12 protein-coding genes and 9 pseudogenes are annotated in these 26385 nt (G+C 58.7%); 12 read left to right on the forward strand and 9 right to left on the reverse strand.

What is annotated here, in order from left to right:
- Positions 1-85 precede the first annotated feature (85 nt).
- Positions 86-799, forward strand: coding sequence for an ATP-binding protein (locus XH91_RS40260; RefSeq protein WP_128929887.1), 714 nt, complete (start codon positions 86-88; stop codon positions 797-799).
- A gap of 307 nt (positions 800-1106) precedes the next feature.
- Here the strand turns inward: XH91_RS40260 and XH91_RS36110 are convergent, their stop codons facing one another.
- Both XH91_RS36110 and XH91_RS36115 read right to left on the reverse strand, forming a co-directional pair.
- Positions 1107-1487 carry a response regulator transcription factor gene (locus tag XH91_RS36110; RefSeq protein ID WP_128929888.1) on the reverse strand — a complete coding sequence of 127 codons (381 nt, stop codon included), beginning with the start codon at positions 1485-1487 and terminating at the stop codon, positions 1107-1109.
- A 56-nt stretch (positions 1488-1543) separates the two neighbouring features.
- On the reverse strand, positions 1544-2215 hold the full coding sequence (locus tag XH91_RS36115) for a response regulator transcription factor (protein ID WP_164934295.1): 672 nt from the start codon (positions 2213-2215) through the stop codon (positions 1544-1546).
- A gap of 776 nt (positions 2216-2991) precedes the next feature.
- On the opposite strand from XH91_RS36115, the pseudogene XH91_RS36120 reads away from it, so the two are divergent.
- Positions 2992-3738: pseudogene (locus XH91_RS36120) on the forward strand (IS256 family transposase); the annotation flags it as partial.
- 51 nt (positions 3739-3789) lie between these two features.
- Here the strand turns inward: XH91_RS36120 and XH91_RS36125 are convergent.
- Positions 3790-5178: a transposase gene (locus XH91_RS36125; protein ID WP_128929889.1), complete on the reverse strand. Its 1389-nt coding sequence runs from the start codon at positions 5176-5178 to the stop codon at positions 3790-3792.
- A 72-nt stretch (positions 5179-5250) separates the two neighbouring features.
- On the opposite strand from XH91_RS36125, the pseudogene XH91_RS36130 reads away from it, so the two are divergent.
- Positions 5251-5500, forward strand: a pseudogene (locus tag XH91_RS36130) (transposase); the annotation flags it as partial.
- 312 nt (positions 5501-5812) lie between these two features.
- Here the strand turns inward: XH91_RS36130 and XH91_RS36135 are convergent.
- Positions 5813-7029, reverse strand: a pseudogene (locus XH91_RS36135) (IS110 family RNA-guided transposase).
- A gap of 252 nt (positions 7030-7281) precedes the next feature.
- Between XH91_RS36135 and XH91_RS36140 the strand changes: the two are divergent.
- The 3 genes and pseudogenes from XH91_RS36140 to XH91_RS40265 all read left to right on the forward strand — a co-directional run.
- Positions 7282-7541: pseudogene (locus tag XH91_RS36140) on the forward strand (transposase); the annotation flags it as partial.
- Positions 7542-10176: 2635 nt separating this feature from the next.
- Positions 10177-10983 carry a helix-turn-helix transcriptional regulator gene (locus XH91_RS36145; protein WP_128929890.1) on the forward strand — a complete coding sequence of 269 codons (807 nt, stop codon included), beginning with the start codon at positions 10177-10179 and terminating at the stop codon, positions 10981-10983.
- A 1614-nt stretch (positions 10984-12597) separates the two neighbouring features.
- Positions 12598-12901: pseudogene (locus XH91_RS40265) on the forward strand (IS3 family transposase); the annotation flags it as partial.
- Here the strand turns inward: XH91_RS40265 and XH91_RS36155 are convergent.
- Positions 12881-13167 (reverse strand): annotated as a pseudogene (locus XH91_RS36155) (transposase domain-containing protein); the annotation flags it as partial. The pseudogenes XH91_RS40265 and XH91_RS36155 sit on opposite strands and share 21 nt — an antisense overlap.
- 9 nt (positions 13168-13176) lie before the next feature.
- Positions 13177-14307, reverse strand: a complete 1131-nt coding sequence (gene nolL, locus XH91_RS36160) for a nodulation factor fucose acetyltransferase NolL (protein ID WP_128929892.1) — start codon at positions 14305-14307, stop codon at positions 13177-13179.
- 985 nt (positions 14308-15292) lie between these two features.
- Here nolL and dctA point away from each other — a divergent pair.
- Positions 15293-16522 carry a C4-dicarboxylate transporter DctA gene (gene dctA, locus XH91_RS36165; RefSeq protein WP_206733223.1) on the forward strand — a complete coding sequence of 410 codons (1230 nt, stop codon included), beginning with the start codon at positions 15293-15295 and terminating at the stop codon, positions 16520-16522.
- A gap of 839 nt (positions 16523-17361) precedes the next feature.
- Positions 17362-18033, forward strand: a complete 672-nt coding sequence (locus XH91_RS36170; protein WP_128929894.1) for an FkbM family methyltransferase — start codon at positions 17362-17364, stop codon at positions 18031-18033.
- Positions 18034-18202: 169 nt separating this feature from the next.
- On the opposite strand, the gene XH91_RS40270 is transcribed toward XH91_RS36170, so the two are convergent.
- Complete coding sequence (locus XH91_RS40270; RefSeq protein WP_465251698.1) at positions 18203-18391, reverse strand: transposase domain-containing protein; 189 nt, start codon at positions 18389-18391, stop codon at positions 18203-18205.
- A gap of 214 nt (positions 18392-18605) precedes the next feature.
- Between XH91_RS40270 and XH91_RS40350 the strand changes: the two are divergent.
- The 4 genes and pseudogenes from XH91_RS40350 to istB form a co-directional block, all read left to right on the forward strand.
- Positions 18606-18920, forward strand: a pseudogene (locus XH91_RS40350) (integrase core domain-containing protein); the annotation flags it as partial.
- A gap of 331 nt (positions 18921-19251) precedes the next feature.
- Positions 19252-20277 (forward strand): IS110 family RNA-guided transposase, encoded by a 1026-nt coding sequence (locus XH91_RS36185; RefSeq protein WP_164934317.1) that lies wholly within the window; start codon positions 19252-19254, stop codon positions 20275-20277.
- A gap of 281 nt (positions 20278-20558) precedes the next feature.
- Positions 20559-22031: pseudogene (gene istA / locus XH91_RS36190) on the forward strand (IS21 family transposase).
- Positions 22028-22770: pseudogene (gene istB / locus XH91_RS36195) on the forward strand (IS21-like element helper ATPase IstB); the annotation flags it as partial. The pseudogenes istA and istB, both read left to right, overlap by 4 nt.
- Positions 22771-23860: 1090 nt before the next feature.
- On the opposite strand, the gene XH91_RS36205 reads toward istB, so the two are convergent.
- Positions 23861-24874: an LLM class flavin-dependent oxidoreductase gene (locus tag XH91_RS36205; protein ID WP_128955129.1), complete on the reverse strand. Its 1014-nt coding sequence runs from the start codon at positions 24872-24874 to the stop codon at positions 23861-23863.
- Between the two features lie 37 nt (positions 24875-24911).
- A complete protein-coding gene (gene hisC / locus XH91_RS36210; RefSeq protein WP_232995662.1) occupies positions 24912-25964 on the reverse strand; it encodes a histidinol-phosphate transaminase in 1053 nt (350 codons plus the stop codon).
- Positions 25965-26385 lie beyond the last annotated feature (421 nt).

Genomic DNA, 26385 nt, shown 5'->3' on the forward strand with positions numbered 1-26385 from the left:
TGCACCGTCCATGCCGGCAGGAGCGTTAACATCCCATCAGGTTGCCTGATAACTAAATCGGTCTCACCCTCAAGCCGCTTGCAAGGTGACAACGACGACTAACGCTGCGCATTGCGGATGGAACGGGGAGGATCTCAATCGGGCTCCTAGACATCGGCCAACGCTGGTTGCCCCGGGGACTGGCAAGACTAACCTCGCGATCGCAATTGCCCGCAGCTGTGTCCGCGCTGGCGCCCGTGGCCGCTTCTACAAGGACGTCCACCTCCTCAACAGGCTAGGAGCCGAGGTCCGCGATGGCCGCCAAAGACGGCTCGCCGATCACCTGACCCGGTTGGACTTCGTTGTTCTCGACGAGCTCGGCAATCTGCCATTCGCCCAATCCGGTAATCAGCTCCCTGTTCCACCTCATCGGTCGCCTACGAGCGCACTCGTGCTGGTGACCACCAATCTGGTAGTCGGGAATGGCCGAGCGTCCTTGCGGACACACCAAGATGACCACCGCGCCGCTCGACCACCTGAACCTTCATTAGGATATTATCGAAAGCGGAATCGACAGTTGGCGCTTCAACAGTCGGGAAGAAGATCACGCCCGAACGCGCGCTCCCCGCGTCTCCGCAACCCCGAAATTGTGAACGTTAATCGACATTCCGACATTCCGAACTTGACGGCCACTTCTCGCCTTAGGGGGAAAACCATCGCATTCGCGTTCAAGACGCACCGCCCACCGAATCTCCCTTATTCGGCAATAGTCAGGAAGCGGACGCCGGAAGCGTACGACTCGCCCACGCTCAGCCTTTAGGGACCAGGGCCGAGAGTTAAACCCGCCGAAGATGTTCGGCGACCGCTTCATGATCAACGATGTGCGACTTCGCCCGAGCGCCTCAACTGGAAACAGCTTTCACTTGAAACTGCGCAGTAAGATGAGCGCGTCGGCAGGATTTGGCCGCCAAGATTAACTGCACTGAACATCAAGGAGCCTCCGTCAACGCACGCGTGCATCGCAATTGCAAGAGTTCCGATTAGGACGTAACGTGTACCGCGAGTGCAGGCGATTATCTCAGACTCACCAATTCCGTTGAGGTGCTTTCCGCAAAGAGTGGTCGCTTTCATTTCCTTGTGTCGTCAAGTCCTTCGAGCGCTGCAATGAGGCAGTTGATCAATGTCATTGTGGTAAATGGTTTAGCGAGAAGGCAAATACCGCCAGCTTCGATTGCGCGGGCGCGAACTGATCTCTCTGCATTGGCCGTAATGAAGATAAACGGCGTTTGACGACCGTCGTTTCGCATTTGCCGTAGCAGCTCAAGCCCGTTCATGAAAGGCATCTGGATGTCGGCGATTACACACGACGTGGCAGCCAGCACCTCCGAGCGTAGAAACTCTGGGGCGGATGCAAACACTTGAACGTCGTAGCCGCGAGAGGACAGAAGGTTGTTCGTGGCGGCACGAACGGACGGATCATCGTCAATGATCGAGATGAGATGAGGCATTATAAGCGGAAAGCCTTTAGCTGCAGCGCTATCCAACCGAGAGCCGCCGCTCGTACTCAGGTTTGCACGTTTCCATTTGAGCGGGACAGGCCCAGCAACTCAATCATTCTTATGAGATCGGCGAGCGACTTAGCGCCGACTTTGCGCATGGCTTGGCCACGGTGGACTTTGACGGTGATCTCGGCGAGGCCGAGCTCACCCGCTACTTGCTTGTTCAAGAGCCCTGACGCAACCAGCGTCAGAATATCACGCTCTCGCTGCGTCAGACCTTCAAAGCGTGAGCGCACGCCGGCTCGCATCTTCTCAAGCTCTCGCCTTTGTCGATCTCTTTCGATTGCAATCTGGACTGCGCGAAGCAAATCCCGATCGCGGAAAGGCTTTGTCAGGAAATCAACCGCCCCCCCTTTCATTGCCTGTACCGTCATTGGAACATCCGCATGACCCGTTATGAAAACAATTGGCGTATGCATATTCGCGCTAGCGAGACCGGATTGCAGCTCGAGACCGCTCAATCCAGGCAACCGAACATCGAGCACAAGGCAGCTCGGCCCCTCGGGGCGGTCCGCTTTTAATATCTCCGCGGCGGAGGCAAAGTCCTTCACTTTCAAACCCGCCGATTGGAAAAGGTTCGTAAGAGCCTTCCGTATCGAGGCATCGTCGTCGACAATCAGCACCACTGCTTCGTTGTGATCCGGCACCAATTGCGATGCTTGCAAGCGCTCGTTCACGTGCCATCCTTTCAAACAGAACCATGGCAAATCCAAAAAACCTAGATTCTCGGCCTTATAACGGCTCTGCTTGGTCCGGGATGAGGGCCGATTACTGCTCTCGCCCAAAACCTACGGACTTCCGATTATAGGCCCGCTCCGGTATACACAAGTATGACCCGGGCCCTCACTGCTTTCTTCTCGAGCTACCCCTCCGAATTCGGCAATTCAACCTGACGTAGAGAACAAAGCCGCAAACGAGCGCGACCAGCCCAGACTTCCCGCTCAGGACTTCGCCTGCCCGAAGATCACCGTGCTCCGATATTCCTGGCACACCTCGATCGACAGTACCACGTTCCAACATACCAGCAAAATCAACAACCTGAATCCTTGCCGCATGAGGTGGCAAGGTACCTTGCAGCCGCCACTTGGGTTGTACAGGTCGAGGCAACTTGTTTCAGCTGAAACGGCCTGATTGAGGCAGATAGGGCAAGCCGGCGCTCCTGCGACTACCCGCTGAGAGGCGAGCATTTACACCATCTTTGCTTGCATTGCGCATACGTCACACCTTTTGGCGTTGGATTCCGACGCGGTACTCGCAACTGGCTTACCTCCTTAATCTCGGAGTGACGAGAGTGGGGTCGTGTCCCAGGGAGTGGTGTAGCTCATTAGCAAAGCCGCTCGCGACGCGCGCTCCCCCATAGCGCTGTAGCGAGCGAGCGGCTTTGCGAGTGGTCACCGATGATTCGTCGGTAAGGTTTGGATTGCGACAGCCAACCTGACTCGAGGAACCACCGATGACCGACGACATGATGAACCTGCGCACGCTCGTAGAGAAGATCCCCGATGCTGATCTGTTGCGCGAGATGATCGGCTTTGCTGCCCACCGGCTGATGGAGCTGGAGGTCGAGGGCCTGACCGGAGCCGCGTACGGCGAGAAGAGCCAAGAGCGGCAGGTCCAGCGTAACGGCTACCGCGATCGGAGCTGGGAGACCCGCGCCGGCACCGTCGAGCTGCGCATTCCCAAGCTGCGCAAAGGCTCCTACTTCCCCGGCTTCCTGGAGCCGCGGCGGATGGCCGAGAAGGCGCTCACCGCGGTGGTGCAGGAGGCCTATGTCCACGGCGTCTCGACTCGCTCGGTCGACGACCAGATGCAGGCGAAGGGCATGAGCGGCATCTCCAAGAGCCAGGTGTCGCGGCTGTGCGGTGAGATCGACGACAAGGTGAAGGCCTTCCTCAACCGCCCGATCGAGGGCAATTGGCCCTATCTGTGGATCGACGCCACCTATGTGAAGGTGCGCCAGAACGGGCGCATCATCTCGGTCGCGGTGATCATCGCGGTCGGCGTCAACAGCGACGGAAGGCGCGAGGTGCTCGGCATGGACATCGGCCCGTCCGAGGCCGAGACGTTCTGGACCGCGTTCCTGCACAAGCTGGCGCGGCGGGGATTGCGCGGCGTCAAGCTGGTGGTCTCCGACGCCCACGAGGGGATCAAGGCGACCGTGGCCAAGGTGCTCAACGCCTCCTGGCAGCGCTGCCGCGTGGGGTCGTTGAAGAAGTGGCCCATAGATTCGCGCGATGCAGCGACCGGCCTATCATGGCCCTCGCGTCAAAGCCCGCGCTACGGCGCGATCTGAAGCCGCAAACGCATTTTGAGGGACAATCCAAGACAGAATAAGCGCAAGGAGAGCGGTTGCCAGCCGCTTGAGGTTGATGGCGGCGGCCGTCAGGTAGGCCTGGATCTTCATATTCGGTAGACCGCGCCGTACGGCGCGCGCCAGCCCATGCCAAGTTTTGGCTTCGCCGTGGAATCCCTCTGAGCGCCAGCGATGGCGTTGATAGAGATGTCGATCCTGCTTACTCCATCGCTCGCGACGGCGGCGGGCGCGCAGCAGTGCCGGATAATGGTCACCGACAACGACCGCTTTGTTAACCCGCCCTTTGGATAGGCAATCCCGCTTGAGCGGACACCGGGTGCAATCCTTCGCCTTCGCGTAAAAGAAACGGCCGTGCTTGATGGGCCGCGCGGGGCGCAAGATACGTCCTCGCGGGCACTTCAAGATGTCGTTCTTGGCATCGTACCGGAAGCGTCTGAGCGGTACGCGACTCTTGATTGGTTCGGCTTTAGCTGGGATGAGGGCATCAATGCCGCGCCGCTCGAGCGCGCCGTAGACTTTAGCGTAGGCATAGCCCGCATCGGCGGTGACGACCTTGATGTCGATGCCCGTAATCGCTTCGATCTCATCGACTTGCGGCTCGATCATCTCTCCTTCGTTCGTTTGTTCAGTCGTGACCGCGACATCCAGAATGACACCGACCTTGTCATCGACGGCAGTGTGCTGCTTGTAAGCGGGTTCCAGCCGCCGGTTTCGGGCATTCGTAGCCATTGTCGCATCGGGATCAGTCGTGCAGACCTTTTTGTACTTCCCGCTTTGCCGGCCCTTTCTCTCATCCTCGCTTTCATCTTCGCTTTGATTTTCGCTCAGCACATCCACCGCATGCTGCTCGGTGAGGCTATCCCAACTCACGTTGGCGCGGATTAGCGACGCATCGATGTGAACCACTTCGGCTGTTGCGATCTTGGCCTTCAGACAGGCCTGGACCGTGCGTTTAAAGATCCTACGGAATCGCTCTTCGCCCCAGCGCTGGCGGATGCGCGTCAGGCTGGAATGGTGCGGTAGCCGCTCATGCAGGCCATAACCAGCAAACCAGCGAATGGCGATGTTAACCTGAGCCTCTCGGATCAGCTTGCGATCGTGTACGATGCCGGTGAGCAGACCCGCGAGCATCAGGCGGACCGCGGCCTCCGGATCGACGCCCGGCCGACCGTCGTTCGCGCTATAGCGGTCGGAGACCTCTTCCCTTAGCCAAGATAGGTCGAGCACACGATCGACCCGTGCCAGCACGTGCTCATCTGGGACGAGCTGTCTGAGCGAGCCAGTGATGAAGAGCTCCAACTGATCCCGCTCCTTGCGCCCCAGCATCTCGTTTGCTCCGCCAATCGCGAATCGCCGACGAGAACGGAATCAGCCAATTGCAGCTTTTTCAACGACCCCCGCGTGCACTTCATGCGCAACGCGCTGGCGCATGCCGGCAAGAGCGGCCGGCGCGTCGTCTCCTCCTTCATCGCCACCGCCTTTGCCCAGGACCATGCCGAGGAGGCGCGGGCGCAATGGCGGCGCATCACCGACCAGCTCCGCCCCAAGCTCCCGAAGCTCGCCGCCTTCCTCGACGAGGCCGAAACCGACGTGCTCGCCTACATGAGCTTCCCAGCCGCGCATCGCGCCAAGCTGCACTCGACGGATGAGATGGACAAGCGATTTCTTCAGACCGAGACGACGACTGCGAAAATCGCTGTAAGTCCATTCTTTTGTTCGGTCGCGCGGGTCATTCTTCCGTCCCGGCCACCGATCACGCAGCCGCCGCGCGCAGGGGCGGTCAAGGCTGGCCGCATTTGCGGCTACCGCAAGGCTTGGCCATGATCCGCCCGAGCACGGCGGCTGCGTGGAACGGGACTGGCCCGGCTGGAAGTTGCCGTCAGCTGCGATTATGATTGTTGGGCGCGGGCGACCTCGTGGCGAAGCGTGACGCGTCGGCTGCAAGCGTCACCGGACTGCCCTATTTTGTCTTGCCGAACTGAGGCGCCCGCGCGCCGGTTTTTGGCCGCCGCGCTTTCCATTGCGACATGAACCGTTCGTAGCTTCGCTCCGCCTGGGCGGCAATCGACATCTCGCCATCGCGCAGCGCCTTGATGTTGCAGGTATAGGCTGGTCCACGCCGGTTGCCTTTCTGTTGCGGATGTCCGGCTTGAAGTTGCATCGCGCGGGTCTTATTGGCGACCATCGCTGGGCGGGCCCACAGGTAATCTTCGCCCCTTGTCAACAAATGCCAGCAGAGCACAGTGAGCTTCCGAGCCACGGCGACCGCGGCGATCTGGTGGCCACGCCGCGCACGGATGCGCACGAAAAACGCATGCAGTGGACCGGGCGCCTTGGCCGCTGCCCAGGCCGCCTCAACCAGTATGGCGCATGCGTGACTGCGGCCGATCTTGCTGATTCGACCGTGATGGGCGGCTCCCAGTCCCGACTGCCGCACCCTCGGGTTCAGCCCGAAATAGCTCACCAGCTTCTGCGGGCTGCTGAACCGGCTGATGTCGCCGATCGCCGCCACGATCCCGGTAGCGACTGTCACATTCACGCTGGTGATCGTCATCACTCTGTTGACCGCGGAATCGTCGATGGCGTCCTGCGCGATCTCGCGGTCGAGCAGGGCCAAGTCCTCCGCCAGCCGGTCGAGCTCACGAACGTGCCGATCGATCGCCGCGCGCTCATCGTCCGGAAACTGTTGAGCGGCCAGCCACGCCCGGCCGCGGGCATTGAAAAGATCGGCATGCGAGCACTTTGGGATCAGGTGCGCATTCAGGATCGAATGCACTTCGTTCTTGAGCCGCGTGCGATGCCGCACGACCTGGTAGCGCCGCGCCACCAGCCTGCGCTTGCGTTCGGTCTCCGCATCAGGCGTCCAGATCTGCGGCAGGGAGCCCGCCGCCTGCAGGCTGGCGAGTGTACCGGCGTCGATCTTGTCAGTCTTGACGTGCGCCTGAGCGATCGCCTTCACCTGCAACGGATTGGCGATAGTCACCCGCGCCACGAATGGCGTCAGCACCCGCGACACCGCCATGCTATTTCCAGTCGCCTCGATCACCACTTCGTCGGTCGACCGCAGACTCTTGCCCATCCTTCAAGGGCGGCCCGGGTCATGTCGACCCGGCCCGCATGTCGAAGGATGCCGTCTTTCCAGATTACCACCTCGCCGAAGGTTCGGTGAACATCGATACCAATCACGCGTCGCATCTGCGCGTCCTCCCTTCCGTTGATTATTGCGGGAGCGGCGGGCGACACGACAACTACGGACTCGCGCTCACGGCGCAACCGGGCAAGTCGCAGAGGCGGCCAGCTACTAACACGAGCTCTCGGCTCATCGTGTGTATCGGCCTGCCCGCACCTTCGTGCTCCCGGTGCCTCTGTCCCGATGGTCGCACCATACGCCACGATGTCGAACACCGCAGCGGAACGTTGGCACCGAGAACTCTCATACCGGTTACCAATCCGCTCGAACGGGTCAATGGCGAGATCAAGCGCCGCACCGAAGTGGTCGGCATCTTCCCCAATGAAGACGCCATCGACGCCTCGTCGGTGCGATCCTGCTCGACCAGAACGACGAGTGGGCGGTCCAGCGCGGCCGCTACATGACACTGGAAACCATCGCCCCGTTGGGCGATGATCCCGCCGTCAGCTTCCCGGCAATCGCCAGCGACCGATCCGGCCCATGCCGGCGAACGCGGTGACCCGCACTCAGCTACACCACGCCACGGAACACGATCTCGAATTGGTCGCAAATCATAAGAGTTTGTCGCTGATCTCGTAGCTGCAGAACTCCAAGGCCGGCCCCAATTAGACTCGAGCCAGGCTGAGTGTCAGCGCTTTTGGGTTGAGGCGCAAGGGAGAGCATCAATTTTGCCCCACGCATCGTCGCGCGGCTCTGGGCTCTTACATCATCACGCGCCCAATCGAGACCGTAACTCCACGTCCCACTGATTGGGCCGCACGAACGAGTACGGTCCATCAGGAACTTGCTGCGAGGTCCTCGAAGCAGCACAGTTCTTCGAGTAACAGAACGTAACAGCTACTCGTTGCACTACAAGCTTCTACTCTGTTGAAGCGAACCAGCGGACACTTCGCTTCTGATCGAGGCAATCAAAGGCAGCCGCGAGGATGAGCGACGGCATGCCACAATACCCATGCTCCTACCTAACACAACGGCAGACAGCGCTTCGAGATCGCCGAGAGAACAAGTCGATTCGGCTCCATCAACGAGCCCTCGTTTGAGACCCGACAAGCGGTCCTTTGGCACCCCTGCAAAGCGAGCTCGCGAACCAGCCCCTTGCGCGCGGATTAACGGCTCGATCATCCACCGCTAAACGCGCCATCTTCTCGCAGATCACAAGACGTTCGGCGTCACGGAGCATGGAGCGAACTGCGACCATGCAGCAAGGACACAGCGCTTTGCACGGCACGTGCCGCGAATCACAAATAGGTTGGCCTAAGGCCCACTCTCATCTGTTATCGTCTACGATCGTCGGGGCGGTCCGGCAGCAGCTGGTCGTGCCGAACCCGCCCCTAACATCACCACAAGGGAGGCGGGATGGTGATGCTTCTTTGTAGGCAGCAAGAGCCGTGCCTCGACTAACCAAGAGAGAAGAGGGGGACACGCTGAGAGGCGACAAGATGAACTCACTGCCCTGCATGCCGTCGCATAGAAGTAAGTTGCCAAATGAGCGTCGAGTTCTGGCCAAGACTAGATAAATTCCATGCGATGGACAGGCAGCCCGACCACGGAACGCTCTTCTGGCATTTCCTTCGAAGCGAGCCCACCGGCCATGACCACCGTTCCGCAACCATCCTTGTATTTCCCGGGGAGCGAGGCCAGCCGAGGTACGGTTGCGATGGCATTCGCGCAAGCGGTAGTCACCGCTGAGATCAGGAGCGAAACGAGCGGCCGAGGACGGTGGGCCGGCCGAGCCGGGTCCCTTTTCGTACAGAGGCGTTGGATAGCGCGCATGCGACGTTTTTTTGGGGGCACACCTCTGTGCTCCTCGTCTGAAACGAAACACCTCACCGCGCCAGCCGTGCTCGGCTGACTTGAATGAGCTAAAGCGAGAGCCCCTTGGGTCCCAACAACTGTTTGTTTTAGATCGCTCCATAACTAGCGTTGATCTCTCACAATTTGTCTTGGCTCAGCAGAGTGACTGACAAGACGCTTACCTCCCAATATTCCGCTAAAGCAAGGCCTCGCTAGACGGCGTAAATCGCCGCATCTGAGCACCGTATACGCTGGTGTTATTAGCCGCTTGACGGTGCCTTCGATACCGCTGAGAGCGGGCACCACGCTTAGCCCGGGCATGCGGCGGCCAAGAGATCTCACGATAGAACATTGCAGCGCGCCCGACTGTCATGCCCGAAGATCGGCGATCGTCTTTTGAGAACGGAACCCAAATCAACACACCTGATTCAAACGTGCCGCTTAGGTCAGGGTCTCTCGGCCAGAGCCGCTCCTAAGCGATAACGGATTTCCTCAGGAAGTTAGCGAGCTCTGGGCAACTGCGCTCGCGTGGCATCCGATCGATACCCCTTGGGCCATTTCGGCTGACCCATAGTCCCTGTTTCATTGTGATCGCCTGCTCGCGATCACAAGCGAAGACTTCCATCTTCAAGAACAGAAGTCACCGCTCTCGCCCATCAGCTGTGCATTACCCGCTAGTTCTATTGTGCTCCTAAGCACGCGCATCACCACGGCATTCTTAACAACAATCGTAACATGGCGCCTGCATGCAGCTGGTCGACCCAGCGGCACGCAACTTGCTCACCGAGCATAAAAGCGTTGGAGATCCACATGAGCAATGGCTTCGTAGCTTGTCCCCACTCAGACACCGAACAGCGGCGCATACGCAATAGGAACACCGCAAGAAAGCGCGTCAAACCCGGTCATAGAGTTGTGAATGCTCACGACAACCGCGCGACGCTGACCTCGCGATTACCTAAAAAGTTACGTCTTTGCGTTCATCCGAGCCTATGTGGACGCCGCACGCGCCTTAAACAAAGCAGGGCCTTTAGGCAGCACGTCGTTAGTTTTGCTCGCCGGCTTCCGCAGCGCCGGTCCGCCGGATACATCCCGCTCGTCCTGCACGAGTCGGAACAAGCGGCGCATCACACCGTAGGAGCGACGCCACCGCCCGCACCCAGTCTTATGCCAAAGCGCCAAGAAAGGCAGTCGCTACTACCGTCTCGGAGTGAGGACCTACAACCAAGCCCGCTGGTCCTCATCTCGGCGGCCACCGGGAGACGGATGACAGTCGATATCAGTCGGACCGCTCGTCTACCCCGCAATCAACTCCCCAAGCATGAACCCATCGCGTGGCAGCTATGAACTACGACTTGATCAATTGCGCAGCCAACACGCAGTCGCTTTCACCTCTGTTCCAAATGCTGGTAAGCAAAGCAGGAAAGCTGGGCTTCGGTTCAGTAGCATATGCGGCAGTAACATACGCCCCGCCCAAACGCCTTCGTGAAAGTCCTGCCCCCATGATCGCCTCGAACTTTCCATCCCACTGGAGTAAGCCCTACGCAGAACACGAATACGGCAATATAGACCCCGCAATTCATCGATCACGGCGTTTTTCACGCCCAATATGCTGGGAGGAGCTGTCTGCACGATGTCGATTGCTGCCAGAAGAGCAACGCGCACTGGATTTCTACAAAATAGCGGGCTTTAAGCGCGGCATAAGCGTTCCCCTTTTCGCAGCGCAGGGCCATGTATCCGTGGCGCTGTTTGCCTCCGAAAGCGATCGGGCTGATCCGAAAGGCTCCTTACTTCACCTCGCCGCACTGGCCTCTCAATTCCACATCGGTTATGGCCTTATCGCGCCCCTACCAGATGAGAACCGATATCTGAATGTTACTTTCACTCCACGTGAAAAAGAGATCCTCTTGCACGCGGCGGAAGGCAGGTCTTCCTGGCATATCGGCCGGCTCCTCCACATCAGCGGGAATTCAGTCGACTTCCACATGAAGAACATTATGCGAAAGATGGGTACAAGTACGCGCACTGTGGCAATCAGAGAAGCCTACCGCGCCGGCCTTATTCACTACGCTTCCCCAACGAACGAGGAGTGCCGCTTCTCAAAGGGACATACAGTGAAATCGAAGAACCGTACTTTGGCAAGGCAATGAAGCATGGCCGCTGCCGGGTGCCCACAAGTTCAGACGATCCCCTGAGCTTTTCTGGTCCTGATCCGACGGATGCCCGGCGCGCGAACTGCTCAGAGAATAATTCCGGTGCTACCGATCCAACGCTGCGCTTGGTCACGTCCGGCTAAGTGAGAACAACCATAGCTTGCACCCGAAGTGATGGATAGTTCGCTTACAATGCTCGACACTGCGCCGCCTAACTTGCGTGGGAGATCAACACGTTCGCTGCGCCCCGATTTCTCAGGCTCATGCCGCGCGGCAATTAGGGTGGAAGCTCCCCACCCAGATTGTCGCGCTATACAGGCTCACTTGCTTTCAAGCGAGAGGAACGGTTGATGCGACTGCGAACAGATACTCCCGATCCATCATGCGCTCGCAAGTCCCGACTGTTCGCGGATCAATCCTTGCTGATGATGCAAATGCGACGCTGGCACATTCAGGCGCTTCCCCCGGGGTGGCGATAAAAGATGCCGCCGAAGACATGCCGCTCTTCACGAATGAGGCTGGCACGGCCGCCGACTAGCGAATGCATCCCAGAAGTGCTTGTAAGCCTTGGCAAGACCGGTGCCTTCCTGATATTGTTCGCGTAAATAGGACACCGGAGCAAGTATGGCAAAACAGGTAAAAAAGAAGATTGCGCGACGCGAGTACAGTAGAGCGGACGTGAAGGAACTCCGCGCCCATTCAAGGGCCAAAACACCGGTCATTCAAATTGCAAAGCTTACAAAGCGTACCGTTGGGTCGCTGCGTCAGAAGGCGCGAAAACTTGGCTTGCCTCTCGGTCACCGGCGCTAATCAGGGTCCTAACTCGATGGCTCTCTATTATTATCCCTCTCGTAACCACGCCATTGATGATGGCATTAGCTAGTGATCCGCCCTTCAGGGGGCCTGCGCCCGAAGCAGCAGTCGTGGGCAACGACAAACCTTCGCTATCGGGCCAGTGCAATTCTCTCGTGTTCCATGTGGATTGGAACGTGCGGGGTCGTTCCCGTATTCCACAACATCTCGGTAAATTCGTCGCCCCCCGGGCAGGATGCTGCATCTCGTTCACCCTTGAAGGGAAGGGCGCAAATAGAGCTTGAGCCCCCCTAACCCGATTTGGCGGTTTCGCGATCGCATTTGATGTCTGTATCTCGTCTGGCTTGCCCAATCACAAGCGTCACATTATGCAACTCTCAAAGCATGGTGCCCCGCGGACCACACGAGCTCTGCGCCTGCCGTCACGACATCGCGTTTTGACGAGTTGAGTCTGGATTAGTGCGCTGCATCGCTCGGCTCTCACGAGCTTATCGTGGTGCGGTGATCCATTCATGTGTGTCTACCTTACAGCGATCAGGCGCGAGCATCTCCTGCAAATGGGACGCTATTTAACTTGCTCAGCCGCGAATTCGTCTCTCTTATCTTTCTGATATCCCCTGGAGCTCGCGTACGGTTTTCGATTTAATCCACCAGGTGTGTGCGGCTACCAAGTGGGTTTCAGATAGGTCGGGTAAGAGTGGATGATCGCGCTAGCTCCTGTCACCATGCGCACGGCTCTGCGGGGCTGGTTGAGCGATCCACGAGCCGAATAGCCGGCACTAGCCGAGCCGCGGCAGCGAGGGAGAGCCCCGGCAACTAACCGGATCTAGTGACTTTTATCGCGGGAAAGGCCCCCCGTCCGCCAGCGGCGGGCTCGCCACAAAGCCGTGGGACCGTGCCACGACCCTTGTCGAGGCGTGGCCCAACGCGAGCCGTCGCTGGACTTTGTGCAAGACAGGTTCTCCAGTGGATCTCAGGATGGCGCGTCGCCCGCGAACTGACGGCGATCGTCGAGCGACGCGACAAGCCAGGAATGATCGTGTCCAACCACGGCACAAGTGTAAGCGGCAGGGTGAGGCCGTCAGATGGCGTGGTTCCATGGCATAAGGGCGTGGATTTCGCTGCTCAGCCAGCCGTTGGCGATACGCTGAAGCGTGAGAGCAAGCCAGCGAGCGGATCGACGTTGTTCTTCTTCGCTGTCTGCAACAGTGTCGCGATGGTCGCCCAGGTTCGTCTGCCGCCGTCGCTGCCGGCAAACAGACTATTCTTTCTCGTAATTGTTTGTGGCCTGATGGCGCGCTCGACGATGTTGGAGTCGAGCTCGATGCGACCATCGGTCAGGAAGCGTTCGAAGATGGCACATCTGGCGTCACGACGCTAAACGCTTCTGTCCCAAACGGAGGCCACACGGCCAATAGCGATCCGAGTAGCGCTCCGGCGACACTCCCAGATCCTTCGAAGGCCGCGCACAATCCACTGAATCGCTGCGGCGATGACAACAATTCCCGCCCCTAGCGCCGCAGCGATTGCGATTCTAACTGATAGCTCGAAAGGTCTTTCAAACGAAATAAAGTCCATCAAGCGGAACACGGCGCCCTGGATCAGATAAAGGACCAGCGTACGCTGCCCAAGACCTACCGCAACGAAGAGAACCACGCGACTAGAACAGCCAAAGCGCCAGACCTGCAGCAACACTTCCATTGCAATTGCCGAGGCAGATGCAGAGCCAAGAAACATAAGCAACACTTGCTTTGTATCGTGAACCAGTACTAGGTTGTTGTAGGCGTAGGTTGTTTTGTTCCAGTTGAAATAGCACGCACAAGCCATTCCACTAAGCAAGACCATCAAGAGCGATTTGTATCGTGAGATTATGGCCGTCCGCCATTCCTTCGAATGAGCGAACACGACTCCAAGGCAAAAGAATGGGTAAGTGTATCGCGCCAATGGCACTATCGAAACTGTCAACGGAGTGAGGGCAACAAAGATCGCTGACGTGCCAATCACCCAGGCCGATACCCGGCCGCACAACGCGAAAAGACTCCTCATGACGAGGAATGAGGCAAATGTGGTCCAAATGAACCAATATGAGCCTACTAGCTCCTTCGCAAGGTCAAACAGTACATCACGCAGGCTTGTTGGCACTGACCCCGTAGCTAGCTTGAACGCCCCCAACTTGATTGCTTCGAGAAGCGTGCCGCAAAATAGCGCCGGCAGCAACAATTGCTTCACACGATCAGCGACGCTGCGCGACAGCGACTTGTAAACTAGCGCTCCGTGGGACAAATAGCCGCTTATCGCCATGAAGAGCGGCATGTGAAACATGTAGATGAACTTGAAGTAAGGCGAATGCCAATATTCGTTATTTCTACAAATAACGTATTGTATCAAATGTCCGATGATCACCAAGATGATGAGCATGCCTTTAGCAAAATCAAGGCTTAGGTCTCGCGGCGCTCCTTTGAGCGCCTGCGAACTACACTCGGTTGATTGTGCTGAGCAATGAAACATGATGCCTCGGCATGCGATTTACGACCCGCGGAGCGCCAGTTGGGCTGACCCGATCGGGCTCGAAGGCTTCCCGACCGATTGGTGCACCCTCCGACGAAACTGACGTAATCATTGCGACGAATGCGACAATTCCGCCGTTCCGTTCCTCGTCTTTGCTCATCTTTCCAGATTGGTACAATCGGTTGTATTGATGCGACACATCCAGATGGTGAATGATGTGAGACGATCGCCGCCCGGCCACCGTTACCAGAGCTCTTGCACAATTAGTCGTCTTGCTACCCGCAATCAATCGGCTGCGTTTACGCACCCCATGGTCTCCGCAATAATAAGGCTCTCCTTGAACAGTAACACTCGTGGCACGCAGTTTGCTCTTTTAGGGCAAAGCTCACGAGAATAGGGGAGGTCCGCATGCACACTTCGTCTGCATGATCCAGATGCCCGGGAATAACCAGATTCCTCATCCCGTTACTATCATGCGCCACGCAGCCTGATCGATCTCGAAGAAGAACGCAGTCTTCTCTAGCGAGGCGCCCTTAGACATTGGATGCAGGAACGTGAAATAGTGAAGTACCTGCGCTTACGCCCACAGACCCTCTTGGCGGAACGCTGCGACTGGGAGATGAAGGTCGTGATTTTGGATCACCTAGACTGGGAGCGTGTAAGGCAGCTATTGCCCGCTGACCGGTGGCGACGAGGCTGCGCAAAAACAGCTCAATCGCTGGCTCTTTTTGGTTTGATCCACGACAGCCTAAAAATACTCGAATGAACTCGGGATCGGCCTGAGGCGAAACCGCTTAAGCCGCCTTCCTGAGCACGCCCACATGCCCCAATAACATGCCGGCCACTATGCCTCACTGGCGCTGCCAACGCCAAAGCTCGTTCTGCACACTGGGAGCCGATCGCCAGGAAGGATGGAGACATGACCAAACCCATTGGAGGCGTCGGGCGCGCCGAGCAGCCGCGTGCCGGAGCCCGCTCACATAAAATGCTATATGTCCAGGTTTTGGCGGCAATTGCTCTCGGCGGCATCGTCGGCTGGCGCTGGCCGCACCTGGCCACTAATGACTGGATCAAGGCGCTGGGCGAGGGCTTCATCAAGTTGATCAAGATGGTGATCGCTCCGATCGTCTTCTGCACCGTCGTCTCCGGCATCGCCCATATCCATGATGCCAAGAAGGTCGGACGCATCGGCGTGAAGGCGTTGGTCTATTTCGAGGTCGTCTCCACCTTCGCGCTCATCATCGGCCTCATCATCGGCAATGTCGTGAGGCCGGGCGCGGGCTTCGGCAGTGCGGCGGCCAACGCGCAGGCGGTCGCCAACTACGCCAAGCAGGCCGAAGGCCAGAAGTCGGTCGACTTCATCCTGCACATCATTCCCGACACCGTGGTCGGCGCCTTCGCGCAAGGCGAGATCCTGCAAGTGCTGCTGTTCTCCGTCCTGTTCGGCTTCGCTATCCTGGGGCTCGGCGAACGCGGCCATTTGATCCGCAGCTTCATCGATGATGCCGCGCATGCGGTGTTCGGCGTGATCTCGATCGTAATGCGCGCGGCGCCGGTCGGCGCCTTCGGCGCGATGGCCTACACGATCGGCAAGTTCGGGACCGGCGCGATCCTCAATTTGATGGGCCTGATCGCGACCTTCTACGTCACTGCGGCCCTATTCGTGCTCCTGGTGCTCGGCATTATCGCGCGCCTTGCCGGCTTCTCGATCTTCAAGTTCCTCGCCTACATCAAGGACGAGCTGCTGATCGTGCTCGGCACCTCGTCCTCGGAGAGCGCGCTGCCGTCCTTGATGGAGAAGCTGGAACGTCTCGGCTGCTCAAAATCGGTGGTCGGCCTCGTGGTGCCCACGGGTTATTCGTTCAATCTCGACGGCACCAACATCTACATGACGCTAGCGACGCTCTTTATCTCGCAGGCGCTCGGCTACGATCTGACGTTCAGCCAGCAACTCACGATCCTGCTCGTGGCGATGCTGACCTCGAAGGGGGCCTCTGGCATCGCCGGTGCAGGCTTCATCACGCTGGCGGCGACGCTCGCGGTCGTAGATCCACGGCTCGTGCCGGGCATGGCCATCGTGCTGGGCATAGACAAGTTCATGAGCGAATGCCGCGCGTTGACCAACCTCTGTGGCAACGGCGTGGCCTGCGTGATCGTTGCCTCGTCCGAGGGCGAGCTCGACCGAGAGACCTTTAATGCGGCTCTGAGCTATTAGTTGCAGCCGTTATGGCCGTCATCTCGCACCCTGTCATGGCGCGGCGGCCTGCACGGTGCACAAGTTGGTATGAACATAGGTCTTGAAACCGAGCACCGGAGCCGTTCACTCGGCAGTATGTCAACGGCCATTGATGCCATCTTTGTAAGTGACGTGCCATCGTGGTGTCGCACATCAACTTAGAGAGGGCAGGGCATCGGGTCCCCACCTAAGTTTGAATGACCATAATCATCGCGAGTGCGGGTGGCCCCGTACGCCCGGCAGCACGCGGCCAGACCCCAGGCGCCACCATCGGACGGTGATTGCGCGTGTGTTGTATTTAAATGACCTTTTCGCTGGCCTCTGGAGGCCAACTATCCATTAGCCAAATATAGCCCATCATTGAAATCGATTGTACAGCCGAGGGTGGGCCGCGCAATAGTAAGCAGCAGCTCGGTGCGAGCTCGCAAATAGAGATCCCTCAATGAATATTAGGGCGCAGAACGCTACCGGAAACACGATTGTTGATACGCTCCTATTTGCCTACTGCTTGGCCAGATCTCACCGATTGTGGACGCTCTATCCAACCATAGGGTTGCCTGTCTCGCCTCCGATCGCGTGCTCTCGGGTAGCCGCACCGTTTCCTCGACCTCGCAATTTCCACTTGTGAACGCGGCTCTGAGCCAAAGGCTACTTACCCCGGTCAATGATCCGCCAGAGCCTCGCAACAGAGCTGCCATTGCCCTCTCAACGTTGTTACTCGTTACTCGACGAGTGCCCTTATTGAGCAACCCGCCAGCACCTCCCAGGCTCCTGGTTCCACCGGTTAACACACATCGCAACGAAAAGGATAAGGACAGATGCTAGAGTCGTTACCTACACTGGAAATACACCAGAAGATCGTTTCTCATCTTCGGGTCACATGCCCGGTTATCTTGGACATTGGATGCAATGATGGTAGCGACACACAGCGATTTCTTGAGCTGTGTCCAGACGCCAGCGTATACTGCTTTGAACCTGACCCTCGCGCAATAGCTCGCTTCAAGGAGAATAAGCGTCTGGCTCGACCCAACGTGGCGCTCATGCAGCTCGCCATCAGTGATCGAAACGGTACCATCGAGTTTCATCCGAGCAATGGGGACGGAGATGCGAGGGGGTGGGACTTATCGGGCTCCATACGTAGACCCAAAAATCACCTTTCAGAATATGATTGGGTTCGCTTTGATGACTCGATTCTGGTCGAGACCCAGCGACTGGATGACTGGAGCGGCGAAGCTGGTCTCAGCGGCCCTGTTGATCTAATCTGGATGGATGTTCAAGGAGCTGAGTCGGACGTAATCGCTGGCGGTCAGAAAACCCTGGGCAGAACACGGTTCATCTACACCGAGTATAGTGACCGCGAACTGTACGAAGGCCAGCTTTCACTGCGCTCCATCCTTGACCTCCTTCCCGCGTTCGAAGTGGTTACTCTGTATCCGCGAGAGATTGAGGGCGACGTTCTGCTTAGAAACAAGGTGCTCCGGTCTGTTTGAGGAAAGCCACGCTCGGCAGAGTGGATGACCGACATGCGCGGTTCGCGGGCTTGTTTGTACCGCAGCACTCCTATCGCGGGGCCGACGATGAAGTGGCAAGTTGCCGAAGCTTTGTTTGCATACCGCCTAGGGTGGCTCGTTGGCTATCCAAAGCGCGCCAGGATACGGCTCAGACAATTCCCAGCCCGGAGGCATGCATGGGCAGATCGCAGGTGGCGCATAGATCGATGCGTTCCCGTGGGAGATGCTCCGCCAGTGGCCGGCGGGCTGGCTTGCGGCGCTCGAACGATGGCACCGCCATCTTGTCCGCAGCCACCTGAGACCGGTCTGGACTGCCCAGCTTTTTCCTCCAGGCCAGCGAGCTGCAGCTCGAGCCAGTCCAGCAATGCGCCTCGCTCCGGAGGACTGTCCGAACTGCTCGTGCTGGAGCTTCTTGAGCGTGAGCTTCTCGATCTCTCGATCAGCTAGGTCCCCGCTTGCCTTCCGCCCCGCCGGCGAACCGGACTTACGTCCGCCGCGCAGGCTGTCTGCAGCGTCCGAACCGCTGATCGCGCAACCGATTTAACTCCATTGAGCGCGGCAACTCCAAGATGGTGGTCAACGACAACAGCGAGGCCGACAGCAATGGCATCATGTCGTGGGCTGATCAGAGCCGCCTAGCCTGGCACTAAATGGGGCCCGGCAAGCCTATGCAGAATGCGCATCGAAGACTTCAATGGCCAGCTGCGGGGCGAGCCGCTGTTTACGTCCCTGCCCAGGCCCGTGTCGTGCCTGGGTGCCGGCGGGCCGATTACAACGACGCGCGACCACACTCCCAGCTCGGATGGAAGACCCCGTTCGGGTTCGTCTTCACCTGCCGGGATCTGGCACTGCGCTATGCGAAGGCTCCGCGTCAGCTTGTCGCGCGGCGATCAGGATGGAAGGCAGCGTCAATCAAGGTGAGAGAGTTTCGCTGGGCTCGTGACGTAGGGAGGGCGTAGCCCGACCGGAGTTACGAGCCCAGCGTCGGCGCGATCCCGAGGAGGACCGCGCCGACTGGTGATCGCGGCCGGCGGGGTTATGCAAGTGGTTCTTCCGCCAAGAGGAATCACTCGCGTGCCCGGCCGACACATCACAGATCACCAGATGAGATGGGATGGTTGCCGCCCTCCCCAGACGGCATCGTAATGTGCCAAGAACGCAGTGTTTGAACCCCGAAGCGAAGAGGACGGCAAATTGATGGATACGGTGATCGGAGTGGATCTAGCCAAGAATGTGTTTCAGCTCCACGGGGCGTCAATGGCGGGACACTTGAAATTTCGAAAGAAACTGTCGCGGCTTCAGTTTCGGAAGTTCATGGCGGGCCACCCATCGGCAGTGGTGGTGATGGAAGCCTGTGGCAGCGCCCACTATTGGGCACGGGAGATGGTCAAGCTCGGCCATGAAGTGAAACTGATCGCTCCGCAATATGTGAAGCCTTTTGTGAAACGCCAAAAGAACGACGCGGCTGATGCCGAAGCAATCGTGATCGCGGCACAGCGCCCCGAGATGCGCTTCGTCGAGCCGAAATCGGAAGAACAGCAGGCCAGGGCAGTGCTCTTTCGGGCTCGGAAGCGCCTTGTTCATCAGCGCACCGATCTGGTGAATGCGCTGCGTTCTGTTCTCTACGAATTCGGCCATATCATCCCGCAAGGAATCGAACAACTTAAACGCATTGACGCAATCCTCGAAGATCCGAACAGCGATCTACCAGAACTGGTCCGCGAGGAATGTCGGAGTCTCATTGATCAGATCGCCTACAAGACGGAGCGGATCGATGCCAAGGCAGAGCAGCTCAAGAAGTTGGCGACGCGGACGGTCACGGCGCAGCGGCTGCAGACAATGCCGGGGGTCGGCCCGCTGACCGCACTCGCGATCGAGGCTTTCGCGCCCGACATGGCGGCCTTTCGACGTGGCCGAGACTTCGCGGCTTGGCTCGGCTTGGTCCCACGGCAACATTCCTCAGGGGGAAAGGAAAGGCTCGGACGCGTTTCGAAGGAAGGACAGGCGGACATTCGCCAGTTGCTCATCGTTGGGGCGATGTCGCGGCTGAACTGGCTCGGGCGCAAGTCGATCCCTAGCGGATCCTGGCTGGCGCAGATGCTGGCGAGGAAGCCGCGCATGCTTGTGGCGATCGCCTTGGCGAACAAGATGGCTCGGACGATTTGGGCCATGCTCACCCGGAAGGAGGATTATCGGAACCCAGCGCAGGCAGTGACGGCATGACTGCATGCAGCACGAAATAGCCTGACGTTGGCGAAGGGGGTGTGAGAAGGCGACGACCCGAATGGGCGCAACGATCGAACAGATCTGGATCAGGAAACCAGCTAGAGCCAAAGAGCCGACGTGCTCGGAGATGAGAATTGGACCTGGTCCGCGGATCACCATACCGGCCAGCGGCTTCTGAAAATGCCGTAAAGGAAGGCCTGACAGAAGACCGCACTCGATCACACGCCAAAGGGTCAGAAACTTCTTGCATTGCGGGCGGCAACCACAGAAGGCTCTACATGAAGTACCGTCAGACCGATAGCCCGCCAGTGGCGGCGGCCAAGGCGTCATTCAGTGCGTCGACCGCCTATCGGATCGAGAGAGATCCCCGATTTCCATCGCAAAGGAAGGCGCCCCGCGGCCGGCGACGACCGGACCCGTTGAGCGAGGTGTTCGAGACCGAGATCGTCCCGATCCTGAAGGCGGCACCTGGCTTACGCCCGGTGGCGGTGTTCGAGGAGATGCTACGGCGTCATCCGGATCTCGGCATCGGTATCCGTCGTACCCTGGAACGTCGGATCCGTGCATAGCGGGCGGTCCACGGCGAGGAGCAGGAGGTGATCTTCCGCCAAACCCACGAGCCTGGCCAACTCGGCCTCTCCGACTTCACAGACATGGACGAGTTGGGTGTGACGATCGCGGGTGCTCCGTTGGATCATCGTCTCTATCACTTCCGTTTGGCCTATTGCGGGTTCGAGCACGCCCACGTCGTGCTTGGCGGCGAGAGCTTCGTCGCCCTGGCGGAAGGCCTGCAGAATGCCCTCTGGTCGCTCGGTGGGGCGCCGCGGGAGCATCGGACCGACAGTCTGTCGGCCGCATTCTGCAATCTCAATCGTGATGCACGGGACGATCTGACGCAGCGATACGAGGCCCTTTGTGCCCATTACGGCATGCGGCCTTCCCGCAACAATCGAGGCGTCGCCCACGAGAATGGCTCGATCGAAGGGCCTCACGGTCATCTCAAGCGAGCAATCGCGGACGCCTTGCTGCTGCGCGGAACTGTCGACTTCGACGATCTTGCCACCTATCGCGGCTTCATCGACGAGATCGTCAGCCGCCGCAATGCCCGCAACGCCAAGCGGATCGATAGCGAGCGCGTGGTGTTGCAGGAGCTGCCCGATCGGCGCACCTCCGACTACGAAGAGGTGATCGTCCGCGTGACCTCGTCCGGCGGCTTCACCCTGCGCAAGGTGTTCTACACGGTGCCATCGCGCCTGATCGGTCACCGGCTGCGGGTGCGCCTTTACGACGATCGTCTCGACGTGTTCGTCGGGGGCACCCATCTCGTCACCTTGCCGCGTGGGCGGCCGCATCCCAATGGCAAGTACGACCAGGTCGTCGATTATCGGCACGTGATCCATTCCCTGCGGCGCAAGCCGATGGCACTTCTCAATCTGGTCTACCGGGATCGGCTGTTCCCGCGCGATGCCTACCGGAAGACCTTCGATCGCTTGCGCGAACGCTTGCCGGACAAAAAAGCCTGCCGGATCATGGTCGATCTCCTCGCGCTCGCTCATGAACGCGGCTGCGAGACCGAACTCGCCGATCAGCTCACCGCCGACCTCGAGGCCGGCCAACTGCCCGACATCAACCGGCTACGTGCTTACTTCGCCCCCGATCCCGCCAACCTGCCGAACGTCGTGGTGCAGCTCGTGCCGCTTGCGACCTACGAATGCCTCATCGGTACCGCCGAGACCGGAGGTGCCGCATGAGCGTAACGAACACGGTTGATGCCGCGCGCCTCAATCTGTTGCTCAATGAGCTCCGTCTGCCTGCCATCAAGGTGCTGTGGGCGCAATTTGCCGAACAGTCCGACAAGGAAGGCTGGCCGGCCGGCCGCTTCCTCGCGACCATCGCCGAGCACGAGATTGCCGAACGCGGCCGCCGTCGGACCGAACGACACCTTGTCGAAGCACGTTTGCCCACCGGAAAGACCTTCGACAGCTTCGACTTCGAAGCTGTGCCGATGATCTCAAAGGCGCAGGTGATGGCGCTCGCCGGTGACAGCTGGCTGGGCAAGGGCGCCAATTTGCTGTTGTTCGGCCCGCCCGGCGGCGGAAAGAGCCACTTGGCGGCAGCGATCGGCCTGGCCCTCATCGAGAACGGATGGCGCGTCCTCTTCACCCGGACCACCGATCTCGTGCAGAAGCTCCAGCTAGCGCGACGCGAGCTTAACCTCGAGGCGGCCATCAATCGTCTCGATCGCTTCGATCTCCTGATTCTTGATGATCTCGCTTACGTCACCAAGGATCAGGCCGAGACCAGCGTGCTGTTCGAGCTCATCAGCGCACGCTACGAGCGCCGCTCGATGCTGATCACCGCCAATCAGCCATTCGGCGAATGGAACAGGGTCTTCCCGGACCCCGCCATGACCTGGCCGCTATCGATCGCCTCGTTCATCACGCCACCATCGTCGAGATGAACGTCGAGAGCTATCGCAGACGGACCGCCCTCGAACGAAAACGCGGTCCCGGACGGCCGCCATCGCACGCGACATCCAAAACCGTCGCTGATTGACGCTGCGCGACAATCAGAGTTCAACAAAACTCTTGCGCGCGACAATCATCGCGGCAATCATCATCAGGCCGCGACACGCCTCGCCATCCTGATTGCCGCGCACTTCCTACCCAGATTGCCGCGCTACATCAGCTCCCGTCGCTACGACCCCAATCGGGAATCCAACAGCCAGAGTGTACTCAGGGCTGGATAATCGTTGGGGGTCAGTCAAAGTCTACGGCTGCTGATGTAGTTCCAGAAGTTCCAAATGGGAGTCGCCAAGTTCCATGCCTTTGTCGGAACGAGCCGCCCGTCCAACAGTCAAGCACGGATGACGCCAGACTGGGGACAGACGCCGGCACTGTCGTCCCCGGAATGTCTACTGAAGGAGCAACAACGGCTCACATCTAGGGCCAAGTAATCTCACCCCACGCGCCAAATTGCTACCTCTCGGTAACATGGCATGATCCAATCCGTCGGGCAGGAATGACAAATTGGGGTTCGCTTGCTGGCTGTGGGCCCATCCGGTTTGGACCGTGCAAACCACAGCCACGGCAATCGAGGACGACGAACCGTCCGTGATGACGACTACCGCATCCTGCTCGCATCTCGACAAAAGCTCGACAAGTTCACAAACCTTCATCTTCCTAACCAACTTCTCGCCATCTAACCTCCTACTACAACAGCTTCTGTCTCTCTTTGACATTTCGCATTGCTCGGCTGACTGATCCGCCCTCAGTCGGTCGTCACTCTCCTGTTAAATACAGAGCCCACCTCGAGGTCATCGGACCTCGCCACCTTGCGAGGCACCACCACTCGCTCGTTCAGCGCCCGGAAAGCCCGCCGAATGAGCAGACCTGGAGTACTCACCCGCGCCGCCTGGGACAACCATGCTTCGAACACTTGATGTGCCCGCTCGACTGCACTAGGTGCAGCCGAGCGGGCATCCGCTTCACAGGCGCTCGACCTGGCGCCGCAGCGCCTGTCCAGAGAGGATCATGGGCTTCAGCCCACCGAAAGGTTTATCACTCTTATCCTAAGAGGTTCATGGGCCGCCTCCCGCCATAAGTTCGGACCGGAGAATAGTCGCCGTGTTCAAGGCCGCAACAAGCGGGAGATCGCCAAAGGCCACTTGGCAGAGAAGATAGTTAGCTCCCGCTTGCTCCAGGTGATCAATAAGGACACTTCGCACAGAAGCGGCGGTTCCGACAACGCACAATTCACTTTCAATTGCTGCTTCGAAGGTTGGCGGAAGGTTCGGAGGGGCAGGTACCCCGCTGAGATCATAAAGGACCCTAAAGCTCGTGAGCCATCTGTCGTAAGCCGCTGCAGCTAGCGAATACGCATGAGCTTCCGAAGTGTCTGCTACAATCATGCGAAGCAAACCGACAAGCGGAGCCCCTCCGCGCCAATTGCACGCGCGGTACGCGTCAGTCGATTTCCGAACCATAGAGGCCGGGCCAATGCTCGCGATATTGGCACCGATCTCAGCGGCCGCTCGCGCAGAGCCGGGCTGGCTCACGGGAATCCAGGTCGGTGGATGGGGACGCTGATAAGGCGTAATTGCTAACGGCACTTCGTGGAGGCGATAATGCTGACCTTCGTAGGACAAGGTCCCGCCTCGCATCGCTCTGGTCAAGATCTCCATTCCTTCGGAATACAGCTCGCGAGCGCTCTCTGCGCTAACCCCGAAGTACCCCAATTCAATCGGTAGAGAGCCCCACCCGATACCGAGCTCAAGACGACCGCCGCTCAAATGATCCAGCATGCATGCCTCTTCATAGGCCCGAAGGGGGTGCTGAAGGCTTAGCAGCATGACCATCGGCCCGATGCGGAGCTGCTTCGTACGCTGCGCAACGCTCGACAGAAATACGTTAGGCGAGGGCGATCGCCCGTGCGGTGTGCAATGGTGCTCGGCAAGATGGTACGCGTGGTATCCCAACCGGTCACACGCTTCGGCCAACACCAGTCGATCGTTATACTGCTGCGATAAGTCGAGACCGTCTTCGTCCAAGTGGTCAAAGATTCCAAGCCGTATTCGACGTGATACATTTGTCACGTTAGTCCTCCCGATTTGACGAAATCGTTCTCATTAATCAGATCAGCCCCCCAGCAATGCCACTGACCACAGATAAACAGGTGTCCATCTGCTCCGCCGCACCTATTGAGATTCTTATGAAGCCCCCAAGGTCCCCCTCGGGAAACACCGCAACGTTCACATTCTTCCTCTCTAAGGCTTGCTGCCACCATCTACCGTCGTACCCAAGCGGTACGCGAGCCAATACAAAGTTTGCATGTGATGGCAGGACATAGAATCCAAGCGCCGACAGCGCCACCATAGTTCTCTCCCTTTCCTGAACAATGCATTCAATGCACTGATCGTAGGCATTACGATGCTCGAGGATGCTGACGCCAACGGACTGGCTAATCACGCTCATGTTGAAAGGGTTCTGTATGCTACGCAGTCTTGCAATCACCCGCGGGTTACCGAGGCCAAAGCCGATGCGAAGGCCCGCTGCAGCGTAACTCTTCGAAAACGTCCTTAGCAGCAGAAGATTCTGATATCGGTCGATCAGACCCAGTGCATTGTCTGGAGCAAAGTCGACATACGCCTCATCGAGCACGATAAGCTGATCCGTTTCAGCGACCAGTCGCTCAATTTCCGCGATCTGAACGAATGTCCCTGTTGGGTTATTTGGGTTGGCGAGCACGATGAACTTTGCGTCTCCTGCCGCCTGCCGAACACTTTGGCTCGCCGGCAGAGCATTGTGATCGGCCCAATCAACTTCAAGCAAGCGCGCTCCGTTCACCGCCGCCAATTTATGATTGAACGAAAAGCCGGGCGACAACATTCCGACAGTATCGCCAGCGGCAAGAAACCCCCGGTAAATAAGTGCGAGAATCTCCGATGAGCCATTTCCTGCGATCACCTGCTCGACAGAGACCCCATAGGCTCGCGCGGCCGCTGATCGTAAGCCGCCGCTGTCCTCCTCCGGATACCTATTGTGGGTTCCAATCGCGGCAAACGCAGCCCGCATGACTACGTCAGGCATCGGGAACGGGTTTTCGTTCCTGTTGAGGTTCACGCATGGCAGCGAGTACGCAGCGATCCCGGCGGATCTGCCTTCCGCGAGACTCCTGTCTGCCATAGCATGTCGATGAAGGTATTCCTCGTCACCTGACATCCAGATCCTCCTCTATGCAGCCCGACATCCGCCTGCTGCCGCAGGTCGCGCTGCTTTCCCTATCTCTGTTGCGGACCAGCCGCACCTCACCTCTTGGTTTGTTCAAAGCCGGTCACAGTGCCCCACATTGGGCTCTATGGGTTCGGTTGAAGACACTCGAGGCTGTCACACAGCAAGGCGTCAAAATGCAGCCCTAACCGACAGCATCTAGCGCGATCGCCATAGCCATTGCTTACCAATCGAGCTCACTCGGCACGCCTGTGCGCTTCCACCTTTTCCGTGTACAACCTGACCCTGCGGTCGATTCAAGTGGTTTATCCCAAGGCCGCTCCTGCAGACCGACATTAATCAGCTGGAAGCACACACAATCCGAACCAATAATGCC

This window comes from Bradyrhizobium guangzhouense, from assembly GCF_004114955.1.
Taxonomy (GTDB): Bacteria; Pseudomonadota; Alphaproteobacteria; order Rhizobiales; family Xanthobacteraceae; genus Bradyrhizobium; species Bradyrhizobium guangzhouense.

What these genes read in the sequence shown, in the direction of transcription:
- XH91_RS36110 (WP_128929888.1), bottom strand. Translation starts at nt 1,487, where the DNA reads ATGCCTCATCTCATCTCGATCATTGACGATGATCCGTCCGTTCGTGCC.
- XH91_RS36125 (WP_128929889.1), bottom strand. Translation starts at nt 5,178, where the DNA reads ATGCTGGGGCGCAAGGAGCGGGATCAGTTGGAGCTCTTCATCACTGGC.
- XH91_RS36145 (WP_128929890.1), top strand. Translation starts at nt 10,177, where the DNA reads ATGAACTACGACTTGATCAATTGCGCAGCCAACACGCAGTCGCTTTCA.
- nolL (WP_128929892.1), bottom strand. Translation starts at nt 14,307, where the DNA reads ATGTTTCATTGCTCAGCACAATCAACCGAGTGTAGTTCGCAGGCGCTC.
- dctA (WP_206733223.1), top strand. Translation starts at nt 15,293, where the DNA reads ATGCTATATGTCCAGGTTTTGGCGGCAATTGCTCTCGGCGGCATCGTC.
- XH91_RS36170 (WP_128929894.1), top strand. Translation starts at nt 17,362, where the DNA reads ATGCTAGAGTCGTTACCTACACTGGAAATACACCAGAAGATCGTTTCT.
- XH91_RS36185 (WP_164934317.1), top strand. Translation starts at nt 19,252, where the DNA reads ATGGATACGGTGATCGGAGTGGATCTAGCCAAGAATGTGTTTCAGCTC.
- hisC (WP_232995662.1), bottom strand. Translation starts at nt 25,964, where the DNA reads ATGGCAGACAGGAGTCTCGCGGAAGGCAGATCCGCCGGGATCGCTGCG.